12 protein-coding genes and 2 tRNA genes are annotated in these 15,257 nt (G+C 64.9%); all 14 read right to left on the bottom strand.

Annotated features, from left to right (window positions below; translation table 11 throughout):
• Positions 1 to 3: 3 nt before the first annotated feature.
• Complete coding sequence (gene pnp, locus ABV408_RS01435; RefSeq protein ID WP_353980771.1) at positions 4 to 2,133, bottom strand: polyribonucleotide nucleotidyltransferase; 2,130 nt, start codon at positions 2,131 to 2,133, stop codon at positions 4 to 6.
• Between the two features lie 460 nt (positions 2,134 to 2,593).
• Complete coding sequence (gene rpsO, locus ABV408_RS01430) at positions 2,594 to 2,863, bottom strand: 30S ribosomal protein S15 (RefSeq protein WP_035476178.1); 270 nt, start codon at positions 2,861 to 2,863, stop codon at positions 2,594 to 2,596.
• Positions 2,864 to 3,004: 141 nt separating this feature from the next.
• Positions 3,005 to 3,931: a tRNA pseudouridine(55) synthase TruB gene (gene truB / locus ABV408_RS01425; RefSeq protein ID WP_353980770.1), complete on the bottom strand. Its 927-nt coding sequence runs from the start codon at positions 3,929 to 3,931 to the stop codon at positions 3,005 to 3,007.
• Entirely contained in the window at positions 3,931 to 4,383 is a 453-nt protein-coding gene (gene rbfA / locus ABV408_RS01420) for a 30S ribosome-binding factor RbfA (protein ID WP_353980769.1), read from the bottom strand. The genes truB and rbfA overlap by 1 nt, the downstream gene beginning before the upstream one ends.
• 45 nt (positions 4,384 to 4,428) lie before the next feature.
• Positions 4,429 to 6,951, bottom strand: coding sequence for a translation initiation factor IF-2 (gene infB / locus ABV408_RS01415; RefSeq protein WP_353980768.1), 2,523 nt, complete (start codon positions 6,949 to 6,951; stop codon positions 4,429 to 4,431).
• A gap of 27 nt (positions 6,952 to 6,978) precedes the next feature.
• Positions 6,979 to 8,472, bottom strand: a complete 1,494-nt coding sequence (gene nusA, locus ABV408_RS01410; RefSeq protein WP_353980767.1) for a transcription termination factor NusA — start codon at positions 8,470 to 8,472, stop codon at positions 6,979 to 6,981.
• Positions 8,473 to 8,614: 142 nt separating this feature from the next.
• Positions 8,615 to 9,076 carry a ribosome maturation factor RimP gene (gene rimP, locus ABV408_RS01405; RefSeq protein ID WP_106418827.1) on the bottom strand — a complete coding sequence of 154 codons (462 nt, stop codon included), beginning with the start codon at positions 9,074 to 9,076 and terminating at the stop codon, positions 8,615 to 8,617.
• Positions 9,077 to 9,235: 159 nt separating this feature from the next.
• Positions 9,236 to 9,312, bottom strand: a tRNA-Met gene (locus tag ABV408_RS01400).
• A gap of 118 nt (positions 9,313 to 9,430) precedes the next feature.
• Positions 9,431 to 9,517, bottom strand: a tRNA-Leu gene (locus tag ABV408_RS01395).
• A gap of 79 nt (positions 9,518 to 9,596) precedes the next feature.
• A complete protein-coding gene (secG, locus tag ABV408_RS01390; protein WP_353980766.1) occupies positions 9,597 to 9,977 on the bottom strand; it encodes a preprotein translocase subunit SecG in 381 nt (126 codons plus the stop codon).
• Positions 9,978 to 9,981: 4 nt separating this feature from the next.
• Positions 9,982 to 10,731 carry a triose-phosphate isomerase gene (gene tpiA / locus ABV408_RS01385; protein WP_353980765.1) on the bottom strand — a complete coding sequence of 250 codons (750 nt, stop codon included), beginning with the start codon at positions 10,729 to 10,731 and terminating at the stop codon, positions 9,982 to 9,984.
• A gap of 85 nt (positions 10,732 to 10,816) precedes the next feature.
• A complete protein-coding gene (glmM, locus tag ABV408_RS01380; protein ID WP_353980764.1) occupies positions 10,817 to 12,202 on the bottom strand; it encodes a phosphoglucosamine mutase in 1,386 nt (461 codons plus the stop codon).
• Positions 12,195 to 13,064 carry a dihydropteroate synthase gene (gene folP / locus ABV408_RS01375; RefSeq protein ID WP_353980763.1) on the bottom strand — a complete coding sequence of 290 codons (870 nt, stop codon included), beginning with the start codon at positions 13,062 to 13,064 and terminating at the stop codon, positions 12,195 to 12,197. The genes glmM and folP overlap by 8 nt, the downstream gene beginning before the upstream one ends.
• A 202-nt stretch (positions 13,065 to 13,266) precedes the next feature.
• Positions 13,267 to 15,234, bottom strand: coding sequence for an ATP-dependent zinc metalloprotease FtsH (ftsH, locus tag ABV408_RS01370; RefSeq protein ID WP_353980762.1), 1,968 nt, complete (start codon positions 15,232 to 15,234; stop codon positions 13,267 to 13,269).
• Between the last annotated feature and the right edge of the window lie 23 nt (positions 15,235 to 15,257).

The raw sequence follows: 15,257 nt of genomic DNA, 5'->3' as shown, positions 1-15,257 counted from the left end.
GGCTTACTCGGGGGTGACGAGAGAGGCTTCGAAGGCGGCCTGCTCTTCCGGGGTGATCTCCTTGATCGACAGCTTCACGCGGTTGCGGTTGTCGATGTCGAGCACCTTGACCGTCACTTCCTGGCCTTCGCTCAGGTAATCCTTCACGTCGTTGACGCGCTCCGGCACGATCTGCGAGATGTGCACCAGGCCGTCGGTCCCCGGCATGAAGTTGACGAAGGCGCCAAAGTCGGCCAGACGCACCACCTTGCCGCGGTAGAGCTTGCCGATCTCGGCTTCGGCGGTGATCGCTTCGACGCTGTCGATGGCGCGCTTGGCCGCGGCACGATCTTCGGCGTAGATACGCACGGTGCCGTCGTCGTCGATATCGATGGAGGCGCCGGTCTCTTCGCAGATACCGCGGATGGTGGCGCCACCCTTGCCGATGACGTCACGGATCTTGTCCGGATCGATCTTGATCGTCTGCATCGCCGGCGCATAGTCGGAGACTTCGTTACGGCTCTCGGCGATGACCGCGTTCATCTTGTCGAGGATCTCGAGACGCGCCTGATGCGCCTGGGAGAGCGCGGTCTCCATGATCTCTTCGTTGATGCCCTCGATCTTGATGTCCATCTGCAGCGCGGTCACGCCCTGGGCGGAACCGGCCACCTTGAAGTCCATGTCGCCGAGGTGGTCCTCGTCACCCAGGATATCGGTCAGCACGGCGAAGCCGTCATCGTCCTTGACCAGGCCCATGGCGATACCCGCCACCGGCGCCTTGATCGGCACGCCGGCATCCATCAGCGCCAGCGAAGTGCCGCAGACGGAAGCCATCGAGCTGGAGCCGTTGGACTCGGTGATCTCGGAGACCACGCGGATGGTGTAGGGGAAGTCATCCTCGCTGGGCAGCATCGCCTGCACGCCGCGGCGCGCCAGCCGGCCGTGGCCGATCTCGCGGCGCTTGGGGCCACCCATGAAGCCGGCTTCGCCGACGCTGTAGGGGGGGAAGTTGTAGTGCAGCAGGAAACGATCCTTGCGCTCGCCTTCCAGCGACTCGATCAACTGAGCGTCACGCAGCGTGCCCAGGGTGGCGATGACCACGGCCTGGGTCTCGCCGCGGGTGAACAGCGCCGAGCCGTGGGTGCGCGGCAGCACGCCGACCTTGACGTCGAGCGGACGCACGGTCTTGTGGTCGCGGCCGTCGATACGCGGCTCGCCGGCGATGACACGACGCCGTACGGTGTGCTTCTCGAGGCTGGCCAGGGCACCGCTCACCTCGTCGGCGCTGAACTGCGGGCTGTCGCCGGCGGCGAACTGGGCCAGCGCGTCGCTGCGGATAGCGGCCAGAGCATCCTGACGCGCCATCTTGTCGGTGATGCGGTAGGCCTCGCCGATCTTGGCTTCGAAGGCGCCGGCGATGGCGCTCTTGAGCGCGGCGTTGTCGGCCGCCGGCTGCCAGTCCCACTTGGGCTTGCCTGCTTCCTGGGCGAATGCCTTGATCGCGTCCACCGCGACCTGCATCTCCTGGTGGGCGTAGAGCACGCCGCCGAGCATCTCGTCTTCGCTCAACTCCTGGGCTTCGGACTCGACCATCAGCACGGCCTTGTCGGTACCGGCGACGACCATGTTGAGCTCGGTGGTGGCGAGCTCGTCCACCTTGGGATTGAGGAAGTAGCCACGCGACTCGGTGAAACCGACGCGGGCGGCGCCGATCGGGCCGTTGAACGGCAGCCCGGAGATCGCCAGCGCGGCCGAGGTACCGAGCATCGCGGCGATGTCCGGGTCCTGGTTACGATCGGCGGAGAGTACGGTACAGATGACCTGGACTTCGTTCATGAAGCCCTTGGGAAACAGCGGGCGGATCGGGCGGTCGATCAGACGCGAGGTCAGCGTCTCTTTCTCGGTGGGGCGCCCTTCACGCTTGAAGAAGCCGCCGGGGATCTTGCCGACCGAGTAAGTCTTCTCCTGGTAGTGCACGGAGAGCGGGAAAAAGTCCTGGCCGGGCTTGAGATCCTTGCGGCCGACGACGGTACACAGCACCACGGTGTCGTCCATGGTGACCAGCACGGCGCCGGTAGCCTGACGGGCGACGCGCCCAGTTTCGAGAGTGACGGTGCTGGCACCGTACTGGAAGGTGGTTTCGACCGGATTCACGGGTATTCCTTCAACTTGTCGGATTCATGTGGGTCTTTTGACTCGGCGACCATTCTAGGCGTTCGCGCGGGCGAGAGCTACCGACGTCGCCCGCATGGCACACGCCGCACAGACGCGAAAAACCGCCGTGGAAAGCGCGCGAAGCGCTCATTGCCACACCCTCTGATAATGGGCGCCCTGCGCCTTACCCGGGCCAGTGCTTCGCCCCTTTCCTACGCTGTTGACTTGAAACACCGCTCACAACAGGCTGCATGGGCTTTCCCGGGGGCAGGGCTTCGCGAGGGCGCTGTAAACACATCCCTGTGCGCTACCTTTGCCTTCCATGGCAAAGGACCCTCGCTTCACCCTGCCCCCGGCGCCCGTGCGGGAATAAAAAGTGCGGACATAAAAAAACAGGCAATCCCGAATGGGATTGCCTGTCTCGAACACGCGCTGCCGGCAAGCGTGCCGGCAGACGGTATCAGCGACGCAGACCGAGCTTCTTGATCAGCGACTGATAGCGGTCGAAGTCTTTACCCTTGAGGTAGTCCAGCAGCTTGCGGCGCTGGTTGACCATGCGGATCAGACCACGACGGGAGTGGTGATCCTGCTTGTGATCCTTGAAGTGGCTCTGCAGGCCATCGATGTTGGCGCTCAGCAGGGCAACCTGCACTTCAGGGGAACCGGTGTCGTTCTCGCCCTGACCGAACTCTTTGACGATTTCGGCTTTCTTTTCGGCAGTCAGTGCCATGAAACACTCTCCTAAGCAATATGCTTGAGTGATGAATGTCGGAGACCACGCATATTTGCAGTCTCCCGATGATTGCCGAAGCGCGCTTCGGCGTGTGGCGTCGAGCCAGGCTCGCCGCCGTCACTACCCTGGCGTCGGGGCTCAGCCCGACGCCAGGGCCGCGGTATCGACCAGGCGCTTGGGCGCAATCTCCGTCGCCCCGGTCGCCTCGACCAGCCCCAGAAAGGCGTGGTCGAGATAGAGTCTTGCCGTGCTGCCAGATGCCAACGTACCGGCGGCCACCGCGGCGCGCTGCCCGTGAAGCAGGCGGTCGGCGGTCTCGGCGTCCACCGCGAGCGGTGGCAGATGGTCGAGCATCGCATCGGCCGGCAGCAGCTGCGCCAGCCGGGCGTCGTCGTCCATCGCCTCGAGCGCTTCGAGTGTCACCCGGTTGGCGCTGTCGAAAGGCCCTGTCTGCAGCCGTTCCAGCGCCGTGATATGCGCGCCGAAACCGGCTTCGCGGCCGATATCCTCGGCCAGCGTGCGGATATAGGTGCCCTTGCTACAGCGCACCTCAAGCCAGAAGCCATCGGGCTCCCAGCCGAGCGGGCGCACATCATACACCGTCACACGGCGCGGCGCACGTGCCACCGTCTTGCCCTCCCGCGCCAGCTCGTAGAGCTTGCGCCCCTGATGCTTGAGCGCGGAGTACATCGGCGGCACCTGCTCGATCTCGCCGTGAAAGCGCGTCAGCAGTGCCTCGATGGCCTCGCGATCCAGCCGCTCGGGGAGCGCCTGGCGTGCGATCACTTCGCCTTCGGCATCTCCGGTGTCGGTGATCTCACCCAGCTTGACCCGGGTACGGTAGACCTTGTCGGCCTCCAACAGGTGCGCGGAGAACTTGGTCGCCTCGCCGAGACAGATCGGCAGCAGCCCGGTCGCCATCGGATCCAGCGTACCGGTGTGCCCCGCCTTGCGCGCCTGATACAGACGTCGGACCCGCTGCAGCGCGTGGTTGCTGGAGATGCCCTGGGGCTTGTCCAGCAGCAGCACGCCATCGATCGCCAGGCCCTTGCGACGCCTGGCCATCAGCGCGGCTCTCCATCACCCCGCTGCGGCGCTCCATCACCCCGCTGCGGCGCGTCATCATCAGACGCCGCGTCGTCGGCAGGCTCGTCGTGACGCTTGTCGCTGGCCACCGCTTCGTCGATCAGCGCCGAGAGGTGATGGCCCCGCAGCACGCTTTCGTCGTAGTGAAAGCGCAGCTCCGGCACGTGACGCAGCTTGATGCGACGCGCGATCTGCGAGCGCAGGAAACCGGCTGCGCGCTTGAGCACGCCCAGGTTCTCACGCACCCGCTCGGCATCGTTTTCGCCCAGCAGGGTCACGAAGATATCGGCATAGCCGAGATCCCGGCTGACCTTCACCGAGCTGACGGTGACCATGCCCAGCCGCGGATCCTTGATCTCGCGCTGGATCAGCACGGCCAGCTCCTGCTGGAGCTGGTCGGCGACCCGGTCGGTTCGTTTGAATTCGCGCATCGTTAGCTCCGTGGCCCCGGAGGCCGTGCCCCCGGGGATCGCCGCTTACAGCGAGCGTTCGACCTTGACCTGATCGAAGACCTCGATCTTGTCGCCGACCTGAACGTCGTTGTAGTTCTTGACGCCGATACCGCACTCCATGCCGTTGCGCACTTCGTTGACGTCATCCTTGAAGCGACGCAGGGACTCCAGATCGCCTTCGTAGATGACCACGTTGTCGCGCAGTACACGGATCTTCTTGTTGCGGTGGACGGTGCCCTCGATGACCATACAGCCAGCGATCGCGCCGATCTTCGGCGCCTTGAACACGTCGCGCACTTCGGCGATACCGACGATCTCTTCCTTCCACTCCGGTGCCAGCATGCCGCTCATGGCCTGCTTGACCTCGTCGATCAGCTGGTAGATGACGCTGTAGTAGCGCAGATCCAGCCCTTCACGCTCGACGATCTCCCGTGCGGAGGCATCGGCACGCACGTTGAAGCCGACCAGAATCGCCTCGCTGGCGAGCGCCAGGTTGGCGTCGGTGCCGGTGATACCACCGACCCCGGAGGAGACCACGGCGACCTGGACTTCGTCGGTGGAGAGCTCTTCCAGTGCACCACGGATCGCTTCCAGCGAGCCCTGGACGTCGGCCTTGAGCACGACGTTGACCTTGGCCACTTCGTCCTGGCCCATCTGGCTGAACATGTTCTCCAGCTTGGCCTTCTGCTGCCGCGCCAGACGCACTTCGCGGTATTTGCCCTGACGGAAGTTGGCGATCTCGCGCGCCTTCTTCTCGTCGGCCAGCACCATGAAGTCTTCGCCCGCTTCCGGCGTACCGTCGAGCCCCTGGATCTCCACTGGCATCGACGGGCCCACCGACTCGACCTGCTGGCCGAGTTCGTTGGTCAGCGCGCGCACGCGGCCGTAGTGCAGGCCGGCGAGTACGATATCGCCACGGCTCAGGGTACCGTTCTGGACCAGCACGGTGGCGACCGGACCGCGGCCGCGATCGAGCCGCGACTCGACCACCACACCCTTGCCGGGCGCTTCGGGAACGGCCTTGAGCTCGAGGACTTCAGAGACCAGCAGCACGGATTCGAGCAGCTGATCGATACCATCACCGGTCTTGGCCGAGACGGGCACGAACTGGGTGTCGCCGCCCCACTCTTCCGAGATCACGCCGTGCTGGGAGAGCTCGTTACGAATGCGGTCGAGGTCGGCACCTTCTTTGTCGATCTTGTTGATCGCCACCACCAGCGGCACGCCGGCCGCCTTGGCGTGCTCGACCGCCTCGATCGTCTGCGGCATCACGCCGTCGTCGGCAGCCACCACCAGGATGACCACGTCGGTGGCCTGGGCACCGCGGGCACGCATGGCGGTAAAGGCCGCGTGTCCGGGGGTGTCGAGGAAGGTCACGCCGCCGTGCTCGCCTTCGACGTGGTAGGCGCCGATGTGCTGGGTGATCCCGCCGGCTTCACCGGTCGCCACCTTGGTGCGACGGATGAAGTCGAGCAGCGAGGTCTTGCCGTGGTCGACGTGGCCCATCACCGTCACCACCGGCGAGCGGGTGATCTCGTCGCCCTCGTAGGAGATGTTCTCGAGCACTTCGGTCTCGAGCGCATCTTCCTTGACCAGACGCGGCTTGTGGCCCATCTCCTCGACCACGATCGCAGCCGTATCCTGGTCGATGGTCTGGTTGATGGTCACCGCCGCGCCCATGCTGAACATGGCCTTGATCACTTCGTTGGCCTTGATCGACATCTTGTCGGCGAGGTCGGCCACGCTGATCGACTCGGGGATCGCCACTTCACGCACGATCGGCTGGGTCGGCTTCTGGAACCCGTGCTGATTGTCGCCACGCCCACGGCGGGTGCCACGACGCTCGGCACGCTTGACCTTCTTGCCGCCGCGACGCCGCTCACCGCGATCGTCGTCGTCGTCACGCCGACCACGCCGGCCGCCGCTGTCGCGCTCCTTCTCCTTCTTGGGGTGCGCGCGACGGTTGTCGGTACGCTGCTCCTTGGGCGGCGGCTCGACGAACGGCTGGCTGTTGGAGACCGGCTCGTCATCCTCGACCTGCGGTTCCTGGGGAATGTCGTCGCCCGGGGCTGCAGGGGCCGGCGACGGCGCCGCGGCCTTGTTGGAGCTCTCCTGACCGGCGCTCTCGGCGGCAGCCTTCGCGGCCGCGTCGGCCTGCGCCTGCTGCTCGGCCTGCTGCGCCTGATGATCGGCCATGTCGCCGACCAGCTGACGCGGACCGGACTCCTCGACCGGCGCCTCTTCGGCCGGCTCGGCGTCGCGCTTGACGTAGGTGCGCTTCTTACGCACCTGCACCTCGATGGTCTTGCCACGCTCGCCCGAGCGAATCTTGCTGCGGGTGTTGCGCGTCAGCGTGATCCGATTGCGCGGACCCCGGCCCCCACCATGACTCTTGGTCAGATGGTCGAGCAGGCGCTGCTTGTCTTCTTCGGATACGGCGTCACTCTCCTGCTTGTGCGGGAGGCCTGCATCTTTCATCTGTTCTAGCAAGCGGGAGACATCGCGTCCCACCTTGCCGGCAAACTCTTTTACGGTCATGTCTGACATTACGACCCTCCTGAACCCGTGACCACGTTACTCTTCGCTCTGAAACCAAGGCGCACGGGCAGTCATGATCAGTGCCGCTGCGCGCTCCTCGTCCACGTCGTCGATATCCTTCAGATCCTCGATGGACTGTTCCGCAAGGTCCTCCATGGTGACGATGCCACGGCTGGCGAGAATGAATGCCAGGTGGCGGTCCATGCCGTCCATCGAGAGAAGGTCTTCGGCGGGCTGAGCGCCGTCCAGTTCCTCTTCCGAGGCGATAGCCAGGTTGAGCAGCTCATCCTTGGCCCTTGCTCGCAGTTCCTCGATCAGATCCTCATCGAACTCTTCGATCTCCAGCATCTCCTCGAGCGGCACGTAGGCCAGCTCCTCGATCGTCGTGAACCCTTCCTCGACCAGGATGCGGGCGACGTCTTCGTCGATCTCGAGATGGTTGATGAAATATTCGATCAGGCTGTCGACTTCCTGCTCGCGTTTACCCTCGGCCTCGTCCACGGTCATGACGTTGAGCGTCCAGCCCGTCAGCTCGCTGGCGAGCCGCACGTTCTGACCGCTGCGGCCGATGGCCTGAGCGAGGTTGTCCTCGGCGACGGCGACGTCCATCGAATGGGCGTCTTCATCGACGAGAATGGAAGCGACTTCCGCCGGCGCCATGGCGTTGATCACCAGCTGGGCGGGGTTGTCGTCCCATAGAATGATGTCCACGCGCTCGTTGCGCAGTTCGTTGGACACCGCTTGCACACGCGAACCGCGCATACCGACGCAGGCACCGACCGGATCGATGCGCTTGTCGTTGGTCTTGACCGCGATCTTGGCGCGTGCGCCCGGATCGCGTGCCGCGCCCTTGATCTCGATCAGCTGCTCGGCGATCTCGGGCACCTCGATCTTGAACAGCTCGACCAGCATGCCGGGCTTGGTCCGCGACAGGATCAGCTGGGAGCCGCGGGCTTCCGGATCGACCTTCCACAGCAGCGCGCGCACACGCTCGTTCATGCGATAGCGCTCGCCGGGGATCATCTCGCCGCGCGGCAGGAAGCCTTCGGCATTCTCGCCCAGATCGATGATGAGGCCATCGCGTGTCGTCTTCTTGACGATACCGGCGACCAGCTCACCCTCGCGCTCGGCATACTGCTTGACGATCTGCGCCCGCTCGGCCTCGCGCACCTTCTGCACGATGACCTGCTTGGCGGTCTGCGCCGCGATGCGGCCGAAGGCCACCGACTCGATCTGCTCTTCGACGACGTCGCCGAGGGCCAGCGGCGGATCGCGCTGCTCGGCTTCGGACAGCGGAATCTCGCGCTCTTCGCTGAGATACTCTTCGTCTTCGACCACGGTCCAGCGGCGGAAGGTGTCGTACTCACCGGTGCGCCGGTCGATCTCGACCCGAACGCTCACGTCCTGACCTTCGAAACGCTTGCGCGAGGCGCTCGCGAGCGCCGCCTCGACGGCTTCGAAGATCACGTCTCGGGGAACGCTCTTCTCGTTGGAGATGGCGTCAACGACCAGCAGTATCTCTTTGCTCATGCCTATGCCTCGCCGAAAAACCGGTTCTGTGGAAACGCCTTGCTCGCATCGAAGCGTGGATCCGGCGCCTCTTCTTGTGATCGATGGGTGGTGTCGACAGCGCGATCGGCGGCTACCGATCCACCGACAGTGATGTTCGGCGTCAGTCGTCGAACTGCGGCACGACGCGCGCTTGATCGATGCTCTCGATGGGGAAGCAGTACTCTTCGCCATCGATCTGCAGCAGCACATCGTCGTCCTCGACGCCGGCCAGCAGCCCCTGGAACTTGCGCCGGCCATCGAACGCCGTGCGCAGCTTCAGCTGCACGACGTGGCCACGAAAACGCGAGAAGTGATCCAGGGTATAGAGCGGGCGGTCTAGCCCGGGAGAAGAGACTTCCAGGCTGTAATGGCTCGTGATCGGATCCTCGACATCGAGCACACCGCTCACCTGGCGGCTGACATCGGCGCAGTCGTCCACCGAGATACCGTTGGGGCTATCGATGAAGATCATCAACTTGGAGTGCTTGCCCTGAGCCAGATACTCCAGGCCCCACAGCTCGAAACCCATGGCGGTGACCACGGGTTCGATGATCGCATATAGTGCTGCGTCCTTGGTGACCACAGACGACTCCTACAGCAGTTGCATCAGGCACCTGACCGGGAGTTGAGAGAAATGCAAGGTGCTAGGTGGCTGACTGACGTTGGCGTCAGCAGGCTAAGTTGAGAACGACAAAGCCGCTAACAAAAAGCCCCTTCTCTTGAAGGGGCCTTTCAAAAAACTTGGTAGCGGGGGCCGGATTTGAACCGACGACCTTCGGGTTATGAGCCCGACGAGCTACCAGACTGCTCCACCCCGCAACATCAGGTTGGCGATTATAGGAACGGCCCCGCGATGGGTCAAGGAACGCCGCTATTCACGCAATCAACCGGTTTCGTTCAGAGGTCTGGAATCCAGTTCGATTCTCAGGCTTGACGATGGTGCCGAAGGCGGGACTTGAACCCGCACGACCGTAAGGTCACTACCCCCTCAAGATAGCGTGTCTACCAATTCCACCACTTCGGCATCAGGGGAGTGTCACGCCCTAGAGCGTTGACACAGACTCACGAACCCAAACTTGGCGCTCGTGAGTTTTCCTTCTCACTCAAGGATTTGACGATTCTTGCTGCGTCCCTTCCTCGAGTGCTGGCGCAGCATTATTCCCGGTTTGATCGCCGTCGTCAAGGGTCGGCGCACCATTATGTTGCTGCTCGATCACTTGGGCATCGGGAATGCCGCTCTGCGGCGCGCTGCTGGCGTTGGACGCGAAGTAAGCCAGCGCCAGCGAGGTGACGAAGAACAGCGCGGCCAGGCCACCGGTCAGCTTGGACAGGAAGCCGCCGCTGCCGCGGGAGCCGAATACCGTCTGCGAGGAACCACCGCCGAATGCCGCACCGGCCTCGGCGCCCTTGCCCTGCTGCAGCAGGACGAGCACCACCAGTGCGATGGCGATGAGTACGTGGATCATCAAAACTGCTATCTGCATGAAATCAACCTGCTGACTGACAAATCGCTATGAAATCGTCGACCTTGAGCGACGCACCGCCGATCAGGCCGCCGTCGATATCCTGCTGTGCGAGCAGCTCGGCGGCATTGCTCGCATTCATGCTCCCGCCGTAGAGCAGACGCAGCTCCGCGGCGAGTTCGCGGTCGAACCCCGCCTGATAGGCTCGGATCTTCGCCATGACTTCCTGGGCCTGCGCCGGGGTCGCCGTGCGCCCGGTACCGATCGCCCATACCGGCTCGTAGGCGATCGTCAGCTGACGTCGCTGCGCCGGCTCGAGCCGCGACATGACATAGCCCACCTGGCGCAGCACCACCTCTTCGGTGCGCCCGGCATCGCGCTCCTCGAGCGTCTCACCGACGCACAGGATCGGACGCATGCCGACACCCAGCGCCGCGATCACCCGATCGAACACCGCCTCGTCGTCTTCGCGATAGAGCTGACGCCGCTCGGAGTGGCCGACGAGCACCGACTCGACGCCGAACTCCTTGAGCATCTGACCGCTCACCTCACCGGTACGCGCGCCCGCATGCAGCGGGTTGAGAGTCTGCGCGCCGAGCCCGATCGGCGTGGCGGCGAAGGCTTCCGACGCGGCCTGCAGATAGGGGAAGGGAGGGTGGATCAGCACCTCGACCGACGCCGGCAGCGTCGTCTCGGCAAACGCCCGCGCGAAGGTCTCGACCAGTTCCGCCGAGCCATTCATCTTCCAGTTACCCGCGATCAGCGGCTTGCGCATGCTACCTCCCGTCGGTGGTGCGACATGGTATAAAAGCCTTGACAGCAAGACAACAAGAGAACTCGCGCCTCTCGCCCCTGCCGACTTACGTGATCAGATTCTCGACGCTCGCCGCGATCCGCCCAGCCATCGCCGCGACGTCGAAGCGCGGACGCCCTTCCACCATGACCCGAATCAGTGGCTCGGTGCCCGAGGGGCGCAGCAGCACCCGGCCGCCATCGCCGAGCTCCTGCTCCACCGCCGCCACGCTCTGGTGCAGCTCGGGACTCTCCAGCAGCGCCTTGGCATCGCTGCCGCTGGGCAGGCGCACGTTGACCAGTGCCTGAGGCGCCTTCTCGAAACCCTCCAGCAGCTGCGACAGGGTAGCACTTTCGCGCACCATCACCGCGAGTACCTGCAGCGCCGAGACGATGCCATCGCCGGTGGTCTGCACATGGCGGCAGAGGATGTGTCCGGACGACTCGCCCCCCAGCAGCCAGTCATTGGCCAGCAGGCGCTCGGTGACGTAGCGGTCTCCGACCTTGGCGCGCTCGAACGGAATCCCCTGACGCTCGAAGGCCGCGGCCAGGCCGAAGTTGCTCATCAGCGTCCCCACCACGCCGCCGCGCAGCTTGTCGCGGGCGTGCAGATCGCGGGCGATGATATAGAGGATCTCGTCGCCGTCGACCAGGGTACCGTCGGCACCGACCAGCAGCACACGATCGCCGTCGCCATCGAAAGCAATGCCGAGGTCCGCCTCGCGCTCGCGTACTGCCGCCTGCAGACGTTCGGGGTGGGTCGAGCCGACGCCGTTGTTGATGTTGAGGCCATCCGGCTCGGCGCCGATCACGCTGACATCGGCCCCCAGCTCACGGAAGACGTTGGGCGCAATGTGATAGGTGGCACCGTGGGCGCAGTCGAGCACGATGCGCAGGCCGTGCAGCTCGAGCCGGTTGGGCACCGTCGACTTGCAGAACTCGATGTAGCGTCCGGCGGCATCGTTGATACGCACCGCACGCCCCAGGCGATGGGGGGCCATGGTCTCGAGTGGCTGGTCGAGCTCCGCCTCGATCTCCAGCTCGACCGCATCGGCGAGCTTGAGCCCCTCGGCGGAGAAGAACTTGATGCCGTTGTCCTGATAGGGATTGTGCGAGGCCGAGATGACGATACCGGCGTCGGCGCGGAAGGTCCGCGTCAGATAGGCGATCCCCGGCGTAGGCATCGGCCCCAGCAGCGAGACATCCGCCCCCGCCGCCGACAGCCCGGCCTCCAGCGCCGACTCGAACATATAGCCCGAGATGCGCGTGTCCTTGCCGATCACCACCTTGGGCCGCGGCGCCTGGTGGGACTTCTGGCGCGTCTGCTGGTCGGCGAGCCGACGCGCCAGCACCCGACCCATGGCCCAGCCCAGCTTGAGAATGAAATCGGCGGTGATCGGCGGCTCGCCGACCGTGCCACGAATACCATCGGTACCGAAATAGCGTCTACTCATGCTCTCCTCGCTCCTGCAGCACTGCCCAAGCCATGTCGATCGCGTCACGCGTGGGGGCGACGTCGTGCACGCGCAGGATGCGCGCGCCACGCTCGAGCGCCATCACCGCCAGCGCCAGCCCACCGGGGAGGCGCTGATTGACCTCACGCCCCAGCGTTTCGCCGATCATGCGTTTGCGCGACACCCCCACCAGCAGCGGCAGGTCGAGCGCATCGAGCGCGCCCAGACGGTTGAGCAGTTGAAGATTGTGTTCCAGTGTCTTGGCGAACCCGAAGCCCGGGTCGATCAGCAGCCGCTCCCGCGGGATGCCCACCTGCTCGCAGGCGGCGACGCGCTGGCGCAGGAAGTCGATCACCGCCACCTCGATCGGCTCGGCATAGTGCGGCGCCTGCTGCATGGTCTGGGGCTCGCCCTGCATGTGCATCAGACAGATCGGCAGCGCGCTCTGCGCCGCCGCGACCAGGGCGCCGTCACGGGTCAGCGCGCGCACGTCGTTGATCAATCCTGCCCCCGCCTGCGCCGCCTCGGTGATGATCTGCGGCGCGCTGGTATCTACCGACACCAGGGCATCGAACTCGCGCGTCAGCACCTCGACCACCGGCAGCACCCGCTCACGCTCGGCGTCGAGCGTCACCGGCTGCGCCCCGGGACGGGTCGACTCGCCACCGACATCGATGATATCGGCGCCCTCGGCCAGCATGCGCTCGGCATGGCGCCGGGCATCGTCGAGGCGCTGATGCCGACCGCCGTCGGAGAACGAATCCGGGGTGACGTTGAGAATCCCCATCACGCGGGGACGGGTGAGGTCTAAGAGGTGCTTGCCGCAGCGCAGCATCGATCCGGCGTGGGGCGTTTCCGTCATGGGCCTCGGCTCGCCAAGAAGCGGGAAAACAGGGGAATGGCTCAAAAAAGAGAGTCACTCTAAGCAGCGCCGCCGCTCGACGCAAGCGCTACGCTGCGGGACACAAGCACCACGGCGCCGGCACATTCACGCCACCAATAACGCAACAGGGCGCCCTGTCGGCGCCCTGTTGCGAGGGGAGCGGGTGTGAGCGGCAGCCGGTTCAGGAACCGGCGGGCCCGCCCAGCGGATCGGAGGGGCGTCGACCGCCCGGCTCCTCGTCCTTGGGCTCGTCCTCGTCCGGCTGCGCTTCGCTGCCGCCGACCGGCTCGCCGGTACCGGCGCTCGGACCCTGATCGTCCCAGTCCTTCGGCGGGCGCGGCTTGCGCCCCTCCATGATGTCCTTGAGCTGATCGGCATCGATGGTCTCGTACTGCATCAGCGCTTCGGCCATCAGGTCGAGCTTGTCGCGGTTCTCTTCGAGGATCTTCTCCGCCGTGGTGTAGCACTCGTCGATGATGCGGCGGATCTCCTTGTCGAGACGCGTCGAGGTCTCGCCGGAGTTGAGCTTGCCACCGCCCTGACCCGGGCCACCGAGGAACTGGTGCGACTCGTCCTCGTCGTACATCAGCGGCCCCATCTCGTCGGAGAGGCCCCACTTGGCGACCATGCTGTGGGCCAGCTCGGTGGCGCGCTTGATGTCGTTGGAGGCGCCGGTGGTGACACCATTGGGCCCCAGCGTCATCTCCTCGGCGATACGGCCGCCGAACAGCGAGCAGATCTGGCTGATGATCTGCTGGCGCGAGTAGCTGTAGCGATCCTCCAGCGGCAGGAACATGGTCACCCCTAGCGCACGGCCGCGCGGAATGATGGTGACCTTGTAGACCGGGTCATGCTCCGGCATCAGCAGGCCGATGATGGCGTGTCCGGACTCGTGATAGGCGGTGTTGAGCTTCTCCTTCTCGGACATCACCATCGAACGCCGCTCGGCGCCCATCATGATCTTGTCCTTGGCCAGCTCGAGCTCCTCCATGCTCACGGTGCGGCGATTGCGCCGCGCCGCGAACAGCGCCGCCTCGTTGACCAGGTTGGCCAGATCGGCACCCGAGAAGCCGGGCGTGCCACGAGCGATGATACTGGCCTTGACGCCGTCACCCATCGGCACCTTGCGCAGGTGCACATTGAGAATGTGCTCGCGCCCACGAATGTCGGGCAGCGGCACGGTGACCTGGCGGTCGAAGCGGCCCGGACGCAGCAGCGCCGGGTCGAGCACGTCGGGACGGTTGGTGGCGGCGATCACGATGATGCCGTCGTTGGCCTCGAAGCCGTCCATCTCGACCAGCAGCTGGTTGAGCGTCTGCTCGCGCTCGTCGTGGCCGCCCCCCATGCCGGAGCCGCGATGGCGGCCGACGGCATCGATCTCGTCGATGAAGATGATGCACGGCGCCTGCTTCTTGGCCTGCTCGAACATGTCACGTACGCGCGAGGCGCCGACACCCACGAACATCTCGACGAAATCGGAGCCGGAGATGGAGAAGAACGGCACCTTGGCCTCGCCGGCGATCGCCTTGGCCAGCAGCGTCTTGCCCGTCCCCGGCGGCCCCACCATCAGCACGCCGCGGGGAATCTGTCCGCCCAGACGCTGGAACTTGGAGGGGTCCTTGAGGAAGTCGACCAGCTCGACCACTTCCTCCTTGGCCTCGTCGCACCCGGCGACGTCGGCGAAGGTGCTCTTGATCTGATCCTGGCTGAGCAGCTTGGCCTTGGACTTGCCGAAGCTCATGGGGCCGCCGCGACCGCTGCCGCCGCCCTGCATCTGGCGCATGAAGAAGAAGAAGATCCCCAGGATCAGCAGGATCGGGAAGCTGGCGATCAGCAGCCGTGTCCACAGGCTCTGCTCTTCCGGCTTCTTGCCGACCACGGTGACCTTGTGCGACAGCAGGTCATCCATCAGCTTGGGATCCTGCGCCGCCGGGCGGATGGTCTGGAACTGGGTGCCGTCGCTGCGCTCGCCACTGATGGTATAGCCATCGATGGTCACGCTGCGCACCTGGTCGTTCTGCACCTGCTGCACGAATTGGGAGTAGCTCATCGTCTGCGGCGAGCTATCCACGCTGAAATTGTTGAACACCGTCAGCAGCACGGCTGCGATGACCAACCAGAGAATTAGATTCTTCGCCATGTCGTTCAAGACACCACCCTCATAGTACGAAT

This window comes from Salinicola endophyticus, from assembly GCF_040536835.1.
Lineage (GTDB): Bacteria > Pseudomonadota > Gammaproteobacteria > Pseudomonadales > Halomonadaceae > Salinicola > Salinicola endophyticus_A.
The sequence above is the reverse complement of the archived record's forward strand: the minus strand, read 5'-3'. Positions and strand labels throughout refer to the sequence as shown.